Here is a 13729-nt window from a genome sequence, read left to right as displayed (position 1 = left end):
TACGCCTGTCAGCGCTTCATCGTCGGCTCACCCGGAGCCTCGATAAAGCGCCAATACGCGCGCACTGTGCTGGTCACGCCGAACATGCTAGCACGCACTACTACGATCACCAGAATGGAGTCTCGAACCGGTCGTCGCATCCTGCTCATCCGCCACGGACAGACCGAATGGGCCTTGAGCGGGCGGCATACCGGCCGGACCGACATCGATCTCACACCTATCGGCGAAGCCGCAGCGCGCGCACTGGGTCCCAAGATCGCCCGGCACGGACTCGATCACCCGCTCGTCATCTGCTCGCCGCGACTGCGCGCACTGCGCACCGCCGAACTCGCGGGACTGAGCGTCGATGAGGTCACCGAATCGGTCGCCGAGTGGGATTACGGCGATTACGAAGGACTCACCCGCCTACATATCCAGGCGGAGTTGGAACCGTCGTGGACCATCTGGACTCACGGAGCGCCGGGCGGAGAATCACTGTCGGACATGACCTCTCGCGTCGATGCCACGATCACCCGGATCACCAAAGCATTGGTAGAGCGCGACGTGATCGTGGTGTCGCACGGCCACTTCTCGCGGTCATTTATCGCCCGATTCCTCGGTCAGCCAATAGGTTTCGGCGCATGTCTGACGTTTTCCCCGGCCGGTACCGCGCTACTTTCCGACGCCGAGCCCAACCGCACGTTGGACGAATTGTCGGGGTAGTGGTGCCGTTTACCCTACCGCACAACACCATTCGACTCGCCGGGTCTCGATACACGCACGTCTCGCTCCGCTCGGCGGGCGCACTCGACCACCTGCAAACATCACGTGCCGCTCATCTCGGCGAGCGCACTCGACCAGCCACAACCCACCGCTGGTCGAGTGCCCGGCGAGGCGCCAGCCGAGCCGGGTGTATCGAGACCGCCCACGCCCGAACGCCTACAGCAAGGCCACCAACTCGTCGATCGACTTCACTGGCAATGAGCATGTTGTGCCTTTACACACCATCACGGTCCCGTCCGGCTGATCGGCCGAGATCCCCGCGCCCGCGGCGGTAACCAGCATTCCGCCTCGACCCAACGATCTGGCCGCGGAAAGTAGTTCGCCCGACGTCGCTGTCACGTGGATCGGACCGCTGAGCCGAGCCTGTGCCACCGTTAACCAGTGCCCAGCCGCGCGTGGCGCCTTGGCCATTAGTACCGCGGCACGTCGTAGCGTCGCATCGGCGAGTTCGAGGTAGCTTCCGGCCTTCTCGGGCGCCGCCAACATCGAAGCAGTCAATAGCGCCTCAGCCATCAGCGATCCACCCGACGGTGTCGCGCCGTCAGCGGGATCCCTCGGCCGCGTGATCAGTCCGGTCGCTCCAGCAGGCGCGTCGAACCAGGAACCTTGCGCATCCGGATCGCCAAATAGTCCAATCGCCTTGTCTAACAATGCTATCGCCGCATCCAACCAACGCTCCTGCGCGGTCGCGGCAAACAAACCGAGCAAGCCGGTAACCAAGGCAGCGTGATCATCGAGCATGCCCGGTGTCGTCCCGACGACGCCATCAAGCGACGTTCGACGCAGCTCACCTTCGACGATGTGCCGGGATAGAAGTTCGTCCGCGCACCACGCCGCCAGGTCAACCCACTCGGGGCGGTTCAGCGCGGTCCCGGCCTCTACTAGTCCGGTGATCGTCATACCGTTCCACGCGGTAACCACCTTGCCGTCGCGCCCCGGTTGTGGCCGTTTTTCGCGGGCCGCACGCAACCGATCAACGACCGCCGCGAACCGCTGCACATTGTCGGGATCTACGGGCAGCTGCAACGTAGAGGTGCCATGTTCGAAGGTCCCGGTCTCGGTGACGGTGAAAAGTTCTGCGGCCCAATCGGAATCGCTCCCGAGCAACTCGTCGAACTCACGCCGAGTCCACACATAGGTCGCGCCTTCGACCCCGTCGGTGTCGGCATCCAACGACGATGCGAAACCGCCCTCCACGCGCAGGTCGGTGGCCAGGAAATCGACAGTCTCCGCCGTGACCCTAGCCGCCATAGCCGAAGCATCCGAGGCCACACAGGCTAGATGTGCATAGACGCGCAGCAACTGCGCGTTGTCGTACAGCATCTTCTCGAAATGCGGTATCGCCCAGGCGATGTCGACCGCATATCGCGAGAACCCACCGCCGAGTTGGTCGTAAATACCGCCGCGCGCCATCGCCTGCGCGGTCCGTTCGACGACCCCGAGCGCTTCCCTGTCGCCGGTCCGTTCGTAGTGCCGCAACAGTGCTTCGAGTTGAGCCGACGGCGGAAACTTGGGCGCGCCACCGAATCCGCCGTGGGCACGGTCCTCTTGCGCGACTAGCTCGTTCGACGCGTGGATCGCCAACGCATCGTCGAGAACGAATTGGGCATCGGGCAGGCCACCAGATGCGGCGCTCAGATGCCCGGTCAACTCCTTGCCGACCCTCGTCACTTCATCGCGCCGATTGATCCAGGTATCGGTGATCGCACTCATCAACTCGGTAAAACCCGGTTGGCCGTTGCGTGGGCTGGGCGGGAAGTAGGTTCCGCAGTAGAAGGGCTCACCCGCCGGAGTGAGGAAACAGGTCATCGGCCAGCCGCCCTGGCCGGTCATCGCGACCGTGGCATTCATGTAGATCGCGTCAATGTCGGGACGTTCCTCCCGGTCGACCTTGATACAGACGAACTCGGCGTTCATCTGGGCCGCGATCTGTTCATTCTCAAAACATTCGTGAGCCATCACGTGGCACCAGTGACAGGCCGCATACCCGACCGACAAAAGCACTGGAACATCGCGTGCTACCGCCTCGGCGAAGGCGTCGTTGCTCCATTCGCGCCAATGGACCGGGTTGTCGGCGTGCTGACGAAGATAAGGACTGGTCGAATTAGTCAGCCGATTCATCGCTCCACCATCTCACGGGGCGATCGGCCCGACTACCGGCGCGACCGAGTCAGTCCGACGGTCTCTTATGTAGATCCGGCACCGACGCCGGCGGCTCGTCGCTCACCGAATCTGTGCCCTCGTCGAATGCCTGATCAGCCTCGGGGTGTTCGGTATCGAATGTCTCGGGCAGCTTGCGGAGTTGTTTGTTCATCGACCAGATCAAGAACGCGGTACCCGCGAGCAGCAGCAGGATGATCAGCAATCCCAGCGGCGATGCCTTGCCGAATTCTGGTCCCTTCGGGTCGACCGCCAGCACAGCCACCGTCTCGAGCGTGCCGTTCATTACTCCTCGATCCCGGCGAAGAGGTCGGTCTCGGGGATCGACGTCTTCACCCGTGTCTTCGCCAACTCGAACTCCTCGGTGGGCCACAGTCGTTGCTGCCACTCCAAGGGTACTGCGAAGAAGACACCATTCGGATCTATCTGCGTGGCGTGCGCGCGCAAGGCGTCGTCACGCTGGCCGAAATAATCGCCACATTCGACCTGGGTGGTGATCCGACCCATCAGATCGCCGAACGCACCACGCTCGTCCAGGCGACTGAGCCACTCCTTGAATGGATTGTCCATCCCGTTCTTCTCGAACTCGTCGGAGAACAATTGCATCCGGTTCCGAATGAAGCCATGCGTGTAGTAGACCTTCGAGATATCCCACGGTTCGCCCGTGCCTGGATACGCGTCAGGATCACCGGCCTTCTCGTACGCCTCCATCGACACTTCATGGCATCGAATGTGGTCCGGATGCGGGTACCCGCCGTGCTCGTCGTATGTGATCATCACGTGAGGTTTGAACTCGCGGACCACCTCGACCAGCGCGCGATTGGGGCCCTCGATCGGAATGGCGGCGAAGGACCCCTCCGGCAATGGAGGCAGCGGATCTCCTTCGGGCAAGCCGGAATCGACGAACCCGAGCCAGCGCTGCGATACGCCCAGCGCCTTGGCCGCGGCGGCCATCTCGTCGCGGCGCACCTGACTGATGTTCTCTTTGATACCTGGCCGGTCCATCGCCGGATTCAAGATGTCGCCCCGTTCGCCGCCGGTCAGCGTGACGATCAGAACTTCGTGGCCTTCCGCGGCATATCGCGCCGTCGTTGCGGCACCCTTGCTGGATTCGTCGTCCGGGTGCGCATGCACTGCCATCAATCTCACCACCTCATGGTAGGTATTGACGCGTGAACAGTTCAGACGGGGGCACCGAGCGGCCCGCCACCGAGGACTCCAAACCGCGCAGCGGCCCCCGCGCCACCTACCCCGTGGAGCGTTCGCAGTCGAGCCGCAAGCGCTGGTTCTATGCGTTGTCGATTGTGGTGGTCGCTGCCGGCCTGACCATCGCGTTTATCGGATATCGCCAGTTCGGCGATCCCACAGTGTCGGGACAGGCAACCGGCTACCAGATCAAAAGCAGCAATTCCATCGACGTCCAGTTCACTGTCACCCGACAAGACCCGGGAACCGCTGTCGCGTGCGTCGTGCGCGCGCGAGCTAAAGACGGCAGTGAGGTCGGCCGGCGCGAAGTGCTCGTGCCGGCCGGCGAGTCGACGCAGGTCGGCGCCGGGAGTCAGGTCATCACGTCACGACCGCCGGTGATCGGCGAGGTCTTCGGCTGCACGACGACGGTGCCGCCCTATCTGATAGAGCCGACCCGATGACGTCCTGGACCAATAACAATGCCGCGCCGACGAAGCCGCGCGTAGTATTCGCCGACGCATCGGGCCGCTATTACCCGATGTTGATGGCACTGTTCGTCGGAGTCATGCTCATCAGCAATATCACCGGCACCAAGGGTGTCGTGCTCTTCGACAATTGGCTACACCTGGATTTCGGTCCGTTCCATCTCAACGGCTTGGTCACCGACGGCGCCTTCTACCTGTTCCCACTCGCCTACGTCCTCGGTGATGTGATCAGCGAGGTCTACGGTTTCCGTGCGATGCGGCGCACCATTTTTGCCGGCTTCGCGGTGCTTCTCCTTGCGTCCCTGTGCTTTTGGCTGACCATCGAGTTGCCGGCAGCCGACTTCTACGAGGGCCAGGAGGCCTTCCGGACCGTTGCGGGCGTCGTTCCGCAGTTCCTGCTCGCAGGTCTAGCCGGCTACATGGTTGGCGAATTTCTCAATTCATACGTCTTGGTGAAAATGAAGGAGCGGGCGGGCGAGCGTCGTTTGTGGGCTCGGTTGATTTCGTCAACTGTCGTCGGCGAGTTCGCCGACACTCTCATCTTCTGTTCCATCGCCGCTACCGCACTCGGCATTTCCACCTGGTCGGACTTCTGGAATTACACGATTATCGGATTCGTCTGGAAGACCCTGGTCGAACTCATGGTGATGCCACTGACCTACCGCGTCGTCAGCTGGCTCAAACGTGCCGAGCCGTCCTACCAGAGAGCATTACGCGCAGGCAACGACTCGGTAACGGATGTGCCTTAAAGCACACGCACTGGTATCCTGGACGGAAACACGACTCCGCTCGGGGTCGTGTTGCTGCATTTGGGGCGCACCCGACGGGGGTCCGCAAGGGCACTCTTCGGGTCGCCGACGCATGCTGGATTAACTCACAGCGTGCTCAACCGCAAAGGAGTACCGATGACCGACACACAGGTGACGTGGCTGACGCAGGAATCGCATGACCGGCTCAAGACCGAGTTGGATTCGCTGATCGCCAACCGCCCGGTCATTGCCGCCGAGATCAACGAGCGCCGCGAAGAAGGCGACCTCAAGGAGAACGGCGGCTACCACGCCGCACGCGAAGAGCAGGGCCAGCAGGAAGCCCGCATCCGTCAGTTGCAAGAACTGTTGAACAACGCCAAGGTCGGCGAAGCGCCCACACAGTCGGGCGTCGCGCTGCCCGGATCGGTCGTCAAGGTCTATTTCGACGGCGACAAGTCCGATACCGAAACTTTCCTTATCGCCACTCGCGAGGCCGGCGCACAGGACGGCGAGCTTTCGGTGTACTCCCCCAGCTCACCGCTGGGCGGCGCGCTGATCGACGCCAAGGTCGGCGATACGCGGAAATACAAGGGCCCCAATGGGAATGAGTTCTCGGTGACCCTGGTGAGCGCGGAGCCCTACCACGACTGACCCCTAATCCCGGTTGCGCGGCGGCCTGTGCATGCTCAAGAATTGTCGAGCAAGCGCAGGTCGCCGTAAGTCGTTTTGCGGCGAAGTATTCATCAGCCGCCCAATCGATAGCCTCGGGACTCATCAACTTCACAGACTCTGGCAAGTCGGACAGCAGATTCGGCGAGCATCGTATGAGTTATGAAACTTCGACTCAACCGCACCATTCATTCCAATGCACATGACGCTCCAGTGCCGCTGATCGTTATCGGCTCAGACCCTGCCGTGGCGGACTACGCTCGCCATCTGTTCGCCGTCGGCACCCCGTTCGGTGTCGTCAGCGACAGTTACTCCGACATTGTCCCGTTCATGCTGGGTAACAACGGCCACACGGTCGCATTGGTCGCCGACATCGACGACTCGGCACAGCTCGCCGAAGCTATCGTGTTGATAGAGAAGAGGATCGGCCGCGTTCACAATGTGGTCCGCTACTCGACCGACCTGCCACATGGGACACACACCGCGGCCTAGGGCGGCACACCGGGCGTCTACAACTCGGCTATCCGGGCCTTCAACTCAGTCTCTACCCGCGAGACCTCGACATCCTCCCCTGCTCGGGCGAACGTTCCTGCACCGCCTGGTCGATGTCGGGCAGCAGGTACGACGGCGGCACGTTGAGTGCGCGCGCCAGCCGATAAACCGTTGATAGCAACGGATCTGAGATGCCAGGCTCCCGATTGCTAACTCCCCGTTCAAGATTCGACACCTGATTGCGATGCATTCCCGATGCGAAGGCTAATGCCTCCTGAGACAGCCCCCGCTCGCGCCGGACGGTTGCCAGCCGATGACCGAACGAGAACGCATAGGTATCCCACTCCAGGGATCCGCGGACTCGGTCGGGCATTACACCAATCTTTCTGAACCACAACTAATTGTCTGCCCACCGTGTTGTGCTGTGAGATAAAGCCATTCGACTCCACGCCAAGAAACGACCCCGGAGAATCGCCATGCCGACGGCATTCGCCCACCTCACGTCGGACGATCGGATAGTCCGCCGTCGGCGGCGCATGCGGCGACTGTGGCCATCACCACACGCGGTGCCGATTGTTGTTGATGCCGCCGACCGTGACGCCTGCGAGTAAACGCCCTCGCGGCCAAGAATGATGCGATCTCCATCGTCGGCCAACGACCAATCGTTAGGTGACGAACGCGAACTTAATAGGGCAGTAACACATTACGTACGCGATAATATGAATTAGGCTGAGCCACAACCTAATTCATCTCGGTATCGCACAGTTGACCTTGGGCTGCCGGCGGCTTCGCCGCCACCGGGCATCTAGACGCTATGCCAGCCCCGGGGGGCACACCACGGCTGCCTACCCGGCCAATCATCACGAACCACATGCTTCGGAGGGGAAAGTCCCATACGACCGGTCACCGCCCGGCATTCTCGATCAGCTATACACAACTCGTTGTGCGTTAGACTCTGGACGTTCCATCTGCCGACGACGGGGTTTCATTGACTACGCATGCAGCATCGCCCACTCTTCCTCGACGGAAGCTGATCGAAGTCAGCATTCCCCTGCAGAAGATCAACGAAGAATCGGCACGAGAGAAGTCGATCCGCCACGGTCATCCGTCGACGCTTCACCTGTGGTGGGCGCGGCGGCCGCTTGCGGCCGCCAGGGCGGTGTTGTTCGCGCAGCTCGTCGACGATCCATCGTCGCGGCCCGATCTCTATCCCACCGACGGAGACCAAGATCTGGAACGGAAGCGCTTGTTTGAACTGATCGAGCGTCTCGTCGTGTGGGAGAACTCGAACGATGACCAGTTGCTTCACGAAGCCCACCAGAAGATCCTGGAGTCGACAAATGGGCATCCGCCAGCCATTCTCGACCCGTTCGCGGGCGGCGGTACCATTCCATTGGAGGCACAGCGTCTCGGACTCGATACGCAGGCTTCGGACCTGAATCCCGTTGCGGTCCTGATCAATAAGGCGTTGATCGAGATCCCGCCGAAGTTCGCGGGCCGCCCACCGATTTTTCCCGACGCTGCGGCGGAGAAGATCCAATCGTGGCCTCGCGCAACCGGTCTCGCCGAAGACGTACGACGCTACGGCCGATGGATGCGCGATGAAGCGGAGACTCTGATCGGGCACCTGTATCCCCAAGTTCCCCTCCAGGGGGGATCGAAAGCTACTGCGATCGCGTGGATCTGGACGCGGACGGTGACATGCCCCAACCCTGAGTGCCGTATCGCAATGCCACTGGTGCGGTCATGGTGGCTCAGCAAGAAGAAGGGCAACTGGGCGTATGTCACGCCGAAGATCGATGGGAAAACCGTAACGTTCGAGATCGGACGTGACGCGGCCTCTGCGCCAACAGCCGAGTCCGATGGGACCGTGGGACGCAGTGGTGCGACATGTCTGCGATGCGGCACGGCCGTGGAGCTGAAGTACATTCGAGCGCAGGGCAAGGCCGGTCGACTCGGAACTCAGTTGATGGCGACAGTAGCCGAAGGCCACCGGCAACGGATTTACCTGGCCCCCACCGCAGAGCACACAAAAGCTGCGGATGTACCGCCGCCAGTGAATTCGCCCGAAGGCGATCTGCCCGACAATCCTCGTGATTTCAAGACTCCGAATTACGGCATGGCAACGTGGGCATCGCTTTTCACACCACGCCAACTGATGGCCCTCATCACATTGACCGATCTGGTGCGGGAGGTGCGTGATCGAGTTCACCGGGATGCCGTGGCGGCCGGCATCGAAGTGGGTGAGCGCCTGGACGCTGGCGGTGACGGCGCGGCGGCGTACGCGGATGCGATAGCCACATATCTAGCATTGGCGGTAAGCCGAACGGCGGATCGCTCGTCGGCGATCGCGAGCTGGGACAGTTCGGCGTCGAAGATTCGGAATACCTTTGGGCGGCAGGCGATCCCGATGAACTGGGACTTCTGCGAGAGCAATATCTTCTCGAACTCGACCGGGAGTTTCGTCGGTCAAGTCGACTGGCCGGCGGAATGCCTCGACCGTTCGCGGGCCTATCCGTCGGCACTCGCCGACCAGGTATCCGCGTCAGCCCGAGACACAGCGTCGCTGCTTATCTCCACCGATCCTCCCTACTACGACAATATCGGCTATTCGGATCTCTCCGACTTCTTCTACATCTGGCTACGACGCGCACTCCACGACGTCCACCCGTCGATCATGTCCACCATGCTCGTACCGAAAGCCGAAGAACTCGTTGCCAATCCGTACCGGCACCAAGGCAGAGACGGAGCGCATCGATTCTTTGAAGACGGTTTTCACGAAGTTTTCCTCCGTGCTCGCGAGACCGCCCTGCCAGACTTTCCAATCACCGTGTACTACGCGTTCAAGCAGCAAGACTCTTCCGTTGGCGGGCAAGCATCTACCGGATGGGAAACCTTGCTAGAAGGCATGATTCGCGCGGGCTGGCAGATCACCGCCACCTGGCCGATGCGTTCGGAACTAGGTAATCGCATGTTGTCGCACGGCACGAACGCTCTGGCCTCCTCGATAGTTCTGGCGCTCCGTCCACGCCCGGAAACGACATCCCGCATCGATCGTCGCGGCTTTCTCTCCGTGTTGAAATCCGAACTCCCCCAGAAGCTTCGCGAGCTTCAGCAAGGCTCTATCGCCCCTGTTGACCTACCGCAGGCCGCCATCGGCCCCGGGATGGCCGTGTTCTCCCGCTATAGCGCGGTCCTAGAGGACGATGGATCCACAATGACCGTTCGCACTGCCTTGCAACGCATTAACTCGATACTCGATGAAGTCACGACCGAGCTGGAAAATGACTTCGACACCGAGACCCGCTTCGCTCTGGCCTGGTTCCGTCAAAATGGCTTCAGTACCGGCACTTTCAGCGACGCCGAATCCATCGCCAATGCTCGCGGCGTCTCGCTCGATCACCTCGCACGGGCCGGCATCCTGGTCAAAGGCGGCGGAAAGGTGTCGCTCATCGCGCCCGAGGATATGCCCGGCGACTATGACCCGGCCGTCGACCGAGCGATCAGTGAATGGGAAGTGGTCATGCAACTCACTCGGGTCTTGACCAGGCATGGAATCCCGAGCGCTTCAGCGCTCCTCGGACAGGCCCCTTCGACGGTCGATCGCGAGTTGTGCAAGGAACTCGCCCATCTCATGTTCAAACTCGCCGAAGAACAGAAGATGACCCAGCTCGCGATCACTTTCAACTCCCTCGGAGCAGCATGGAATGACATCGCACGAGGTGCGGGGGGCCACCAGACCGCTCTACTCTGATCCATCCGAACATCACGCACCGCCGACGGGCTACCATCTTCACGACTAACCAATTAGTTGTGCAATTGAAAGAGACCCTCATGGCGATGAACAACCGGGACCGCATCCATAAGGCGATGGATCTACTTGGACCTGCCCTCAATCGCTTCATCACGGTCGCCGTCGCACCAGAGATCGGCGACACTGCGTGGGTAGACATGATCCGATTGCGCGACAACAGCAAAGGCGCTCCACCGGACAAGAAGTACAACCCGGACGACCCGCAAACCGGCCTGCGGATGCTCACCGAGAACATCCCCAACGCGGCCAAGAAGGGCTGGTACCCATTCAACGGACGGCTGTCACGGGTACAGCTAAGTTGGGCGGTCGAACTTCGCGAAGCGCGTAACAGCCTCGCTCACGGCGAAGCATTCGTGAACGAAGACGCCCAGCGCGCCCTCGACACCGCCGAGCGGTTCCTCGACGCCATCGGCGCCCCGGACGAGGCCAAGGAAGTCCGCACTCTCCGCAACGACGTCGTACGGATCGCGCACGACCGCGAAGACGCCAGCGCCGCACGATCGAATCCAAACCTGGCCGTCGGCTCGGACAATCTCCCGCCGTGGCGAGAGGTGTTATCCCCACATCCCGACGTAGCGAGCGGCAATTTCAACGCCGCGGAATTCGCCGCTGACCTCTACTCCGTCGCCAATCCGACGTCCGACACCAAGAAAAACACCGAATACTCCGACCCCGCATCCTTCTTCGAGCGCACCTACCTCACACATGGCCTTCGAGACTTGATCAACCGGAACGTTCGGCGCCTAACCGGTGATATGAACGCGTCGCCGGTGGTGAATCTGCAAACCAACTTCGGTGGCGGCAAGACCCACTCGATGCTCGCACTGTGGCATCTGGCGAGCGGCACGTCAAGCGACCACTATCCCGATGATGTTGCCGCACTTGCCAAACCACTCGACCAACTCACCAACGGCGTTCGCCGGGTAGCGCTCGTCGGCAACCAATTGGTGCCGGCCAGGGCTGATACCCGCGATGGCCGACCGGGAATTCGCACGGTGTGGGGCGAATTGGCATGGCAGCTCGGAGGTAAGGAAGCCTTCGACCTCGTAGCTGATTCCGACCGGACCTCGACAAGTCCGGGCGCCGAGTTACGCGACCTCCTCGCGCTGTACTCCCCCGCGGTGATCCTGATCGACGAATGGGTCGCGTACGCACGTCAACTGATCAACGCCGACAACCTCCCCGCCGGCGACTTCGACACCCAATTCACCTTCGCCCAAACACTCACCGAAGCGGCCAACGCGACTGCGGGAGTTCAGGTAGTCATCTCCATCCCGGCGTCATCGAATCCGGCCGACGGCCAGGACGCGATCAGTGATGAGGAAGTTGGCGGCGAGCACGGCCGCGAAGCCCTCGCTCGATTGCGACAGATCGTCGGACGCACGGCCGACCAGTGGCAGCCCGCGAACGCGCAGGAGAGTTTCGAGATCGTCCGACGACGGATCTTCGCTACTCCGGACGGTACAACGATGACCACGATCAGTGCGATCGCGAAGGCGGTAGTCGAGTTTTACCGTTCGCACGCAACGGAATTCCCGAACGAGGTCCGCGAGAACGCCTATATCGACCGCATCAAGCAGTGTTACCCGATTCATCCAGAGCTATTCGATCGTCTCTACGAGGATTGGTCGACGCTGGACCGGTTCCAGCGAACTCGCGGTGTCCTGCGCGTAATGAATCAGATCGTCGGGACGCTATGGCAGGAGCAAGACAAGGCACCACTGATCCTGCCGGGCGGAATCCCGTTGGAAAGCGCCGACTTCGTCACCGAGATATCCCACTACCTCGACGATCCGTGGCGTCCCATCATCGACACCGACGTCGCGGGCAAACGGGCGATCCCGCGCCAGGTCGACAAAGACCACGACCTATTCGGCAAACGCGGAATAGCCGAAAGACTAGCCCGCGCAATATTTATGGCCGCGACGCCCGCCCTGCACACCGCGCACAAGGGCGTCGACAAACCGCGAATCTTCCTGGGAACGGCCATTCCCGGTGATGTACCCGGCAACTTTCATTCCGCACTCGATCACCTCACCAATCGCTCGACATATCTCTACACCGAGGCATCGCGCTTCTGGTACGACACCCACGCGAACACAACGCGGACCGCACGCGATCACGCGGCGAACCTTCCCGACGCCGACGTCTGGACCGAGGTCGAAGACCGTCTGAATCGGGCACGAAAACACACGCGCGACAACACCTTCGGCGGCATTCATGTCTTCCCGACCTCATCCGCCGAGGTTTCCGACGAACAACTGACGCGTCTGGTCATCGTCCCGATGAAGTACACACATTCGGCGCGTGGGGCCAGCACCGCCCGAACCTGGGCCGCCGACGTCGTCGAACATCGGGGCGCGATAAACCGTACCTACAAGAACTCGCTCGTCTTCCTTACCGCCGATGACAAGCGCGCACCGGAATTGGGCTCGGCTGTCCGCGATTTCATCGCGTGGCGATATGTGTCCGAGAACGCGGAAGACTTGAATCTCAGTAGCCAGCAAACAAAGCAGGCGAAGAACCGGATGGCACGCGCCGACGAAATCGTGAATGTTCGTCTGCTGGAAACCTTCGTCTGGGCGGTGTATCCGAAACAGCAAGCGGGACAGGCGACGTACGAGATGACTATGTCCTCCACCGCGGGGACCACCGACGACCTTATCGCTCGTACGGCAACCAAATTGGACGACGCGATCGCGCGGTCCCGATCAGCCGCTCTCATTCGGATGGACCTGGATAACACACTCGCTCCGGCCTGGGAAAGCGGCCACGTCACCGTCGGCCAGCTCTATACCTATTACGCGACCTATCCCTACCTGACCCGATTGCGCGATCGGGATAGTTTGATCGATGGGCTCCTGTCGGTCTACAACGACACCGCCTGGAGCACAAACGGTTTCGCGTTCGCCGACGCATACGACGAGTCCACCGGCCACTATGTCGGGCTCGTTCTGCCCGGAGCCTCCGAGAATCCCTATCTGGTCGACAGTGCGCTGATCGTCAAACCTGATGTCGCGCTCGCTGAGCAACAATGGTTAGCCGACGAACTGGCCACGACTGGTCAACCCCGCGCCGCAACCCGGGCGGCCGATGACGGACCGCCCGAACCCACGCTCACTCCACAGACTCGATACTTCGGCTCCGTCGAGCTCAACCCCGACCTCCCTGTTCGCGACTTTTCCACTATCCAGCGGGAAGTGCTGCAACACTTATCCGCATCGGGCGTCTCCGTCGAGGTTCGCGTAGCGATACGTGCCACCGCACCCAACGGATTCGATCGGTCGCGGCAACGCGTCATCCGAGAGAACGCGGACACGTTGGGGTTCACGGAGAACATATTCGATACTGATTGATGTACAGAGCTGCACTGCTCGACGCATCGACGAGCCTCAACGTCGGCGCGGCTT

General features: G+C 61.4%; 11 protein-coding genes. 7 read left to right on the top strand and 4 right to left on the bottom strand.

Annotation, left to right across the window (positions count from 1 at the left end; genetic code table 11):
- Positions 1-114 precede the first annotated feature (114 nt).
- On the top strand, positions 115-702 hold the full coding sequence (locus GOEFS_RS20185) for a histidine phosphatase family protein (RefSeq protein ID WP_007319810.1): 588 nt from the start codon (positions 115-117) through the stop codon (positions 700-702).
- A gap of 216 nt (positions 703-918) precedes the next feature.
- Here the strand turns inward: GOEFS_RS20185 and GOEFS_RS20180 are convergent, their stop codons facing one another.
- Genes GOEFS_RS20180 through mca form a run of 3 tightly spaced genes read right to left on the bottom strand, consistent with a single transcriptional unit; the run spans position 919 to position 4062 of the window.
- Positions 919-2883 (bottom strand): thioredoxin domain-containing protein, encoded by a 1965-nt coding sequence (locus tag GOEFS_RS20180; RefSeq protein ID WP_007319809.1) that lies wholly within the window; start codon positions 2881-2883, stop codon positions 919-921.
- Positions 2884-2932: 49 nt separating this feature from the next.
- The gene (locus tag GOEFS_RS20175; protein WP_007319808.1) at positions 2933-3208 is read right to left on the bottom strand and encodes a hypothetical protein; all 276 of its coding nucleotides are present in this window, start codon (positions 3206-3208) and stop codon (positions 2933-2935) included.
- Positions 3208-4062 carry a mycothiol conjugate amidase Mca gene (gene mca, locus GOEFS_RS20170; protein ID WP_007319807.1) on the bottom strand — a complete coding sequence of 285 codons (855 nt, stop codon included), beginning with the start codon at positions 4060-4062 and terminating at the stop codon, positions 3208-3210. Before mca ends, GOEFS_RS20175 begins: the two co-directional genes overlap by 1 nt.
- A gap of 32 nt (positions 4063-4094) precedes the next feature.
- Between mca and GOEFS_RS20165 the strand changes: the two genes are divergently transcribed.
- The 4 genes from GOEFS_RS20165 to GOEFS_RS20150 all read left to right on the top strand — a co-directional run bounded on the left by GOEFS_RS20165 (position 4095) and on the right by GOEFS_RS20150 (position 6505).
- Positions 4095-4571 carry a DUF4307 domain-containing protein gene (locus tag GOEFS_RS20165; protein ID WP_007319806.1) on the top strand — a complete coding sequence of 159 codons (477 nt, stop codon included), beginning with the start codon at positions 4095-4097 and terminating at the stop codon, positions 4569-4571.
- Positions 4568-5344 (top strand): queuosine precursor transporter, encoded by a 777-nt coding sequence (locus GOEFS_RS20160; RefSeq protein WP_007319805.1) that lies wholly within the window; start codon positions 4568-4570, stop codon positions 5342-5344. The genes GOEFS_RS20165 and GOEFS_RS20160 overlap by 4 nt, the downstream gene beginning before the upstream one ends.
- 156 nt (positions 5345-5500) lie before the next feature.
- A complete protein-coding gene (gene greA, locus GOEFS_RS20155) occupies positions 5501-5995 on the top strand; it encodes a transcription elongation factor GreA (RefSeq protein ID WP_007319804.1) in 495 nt (164 codons plus the stop codon).
- 180 nt (positions 5996-6175) lie between these two features.
- Positions 6176-6505: a hypothetical protein gene (locus GOEFS_RS20150; RefSeq protein WP_007319803.1), complete on the top strand. Its 330-nt coding sequence runs from the start codon at positions 6176-6178 to the stop codon at positions 6503-6505.
- Positions 6506-6557: 52 nt separating this feature from the next.
- On the opposite strand, the gene GOEFS_RS20145 is transcribed toward GOEFS_RS20150, so the two are convergent.
- Entirely contained in the window at positions 6558-6878 is a 321-nt protein-coding gene (locus GOEFS_RS20145) for a helix-turn-helix domain-containing protein (protein ID WP_007319802.1), read from the bottom strand.
- 615 nt (positions 6879-7493) lie between these two features.
- Between GOEFS_RS20145 and GOEFS_RS20140 the strand changes: the two genes are divergently transcribed.
- Both GOEFS_RS20140 and GOEFS_RS20135 read left to right on the top strand, forming a co-directional pair.
- Positions 7494-10259: a DUF1156 domain-containing protein gene (locus GOEFS_RS20140; protein WP_040525710.1), complete on the top strand. Its 2766-nt coding sequence runs from the start codon at positions 7494-7496 to the stop codon at positions 10257-10259.
- A gap of 86 nt (positions 10260-10345) precedes the next feature.
- Complete coding sequence (locus GOEFS_RS20135) at positions 10346-13675, top strand: DUF499 family protein (RefSeq protein ID WP_306304953.1); 3330 nt, start codon at positions 10346-10348, stop codon at positions 13673-13675.
- Positions 13676-13729 lie beyond the last annotated feature (54 nt).

It is taken from the genome of Gordonia effusa NBRC 100432, assembly GCF_000241305.1.
Lineage (GTDB): Bacteria > Actinomycetota > Actinomycetes > Mycobacteriales > Mycobacteriaceae > Gordonia > Gordonia effusa.
The sequence above is the reverse complement of the archived record's forward strand: the minus strand, read 5'-3'. Positions and strand labels throughout refer to the sequence as shown.

Coding starts and splice junctions, on each gene's coding strand:
- GOEFS_RS20185 (WP_007319810.1), top strand. CDS start 115: ATGGAGTCTCGAACCGGTCGTCGCATCCTGCTCATCCGCCACGGACAG.
- mca (WP_007319807.1), bottom strand. CDS start 4,062: ATGGCAGTGCATGCGCACCCGGACGACGAATCCAGCAAGGGTGCCGCA.
- GOEFS_RS20180 (WP_007319809.1), bottom strand. CDS start 2,883: ATGAATCGGCTGACTAATTCGACCAGTCCTTATCTTCGTCAGCACGCC.
- greA (WP_007319804.1), top strand. CDS start 5,501: ATGACCGACACACAGGTGACGTGGCTGACGCAGGAATCGCATGACCGG.
- GOEFS_RS20150 (WP_007319803.1), top strand. CDS start 6,176: ATGAAACTTCGACTCAACCGCACCATTCATTCCAATGCACATGACGCT.
- GOEFS_RS20160 (WP_007319805.1), top strand. CDS start 4,568: ATGACGTCCTGGACCAATAACAATGCCGCGCCGACGAAGCCGCGCGTA.
- GOEFS_RS20175 (WP_007319808.1), bottom strand. CDS start 3,208: ATGAACGGCACGCTCGAGACGGTGGCTGTGCTGGCGGTCGACCCGAAG.
- GOEFS_RS20135 (WP_306304953.1), top strand. CDS start 10,346: ATGAACAACCGGGACCGCATCCATAAGGCGATGGATCTACTTGGACCT.
- GOEFS_RS20145 (WP_007319802.1), bottom strand. CDS start 6,878: ATGCCCGACCGAGTCCGCGGATCCCTGGAGTGGGATACCTATGCGTTC.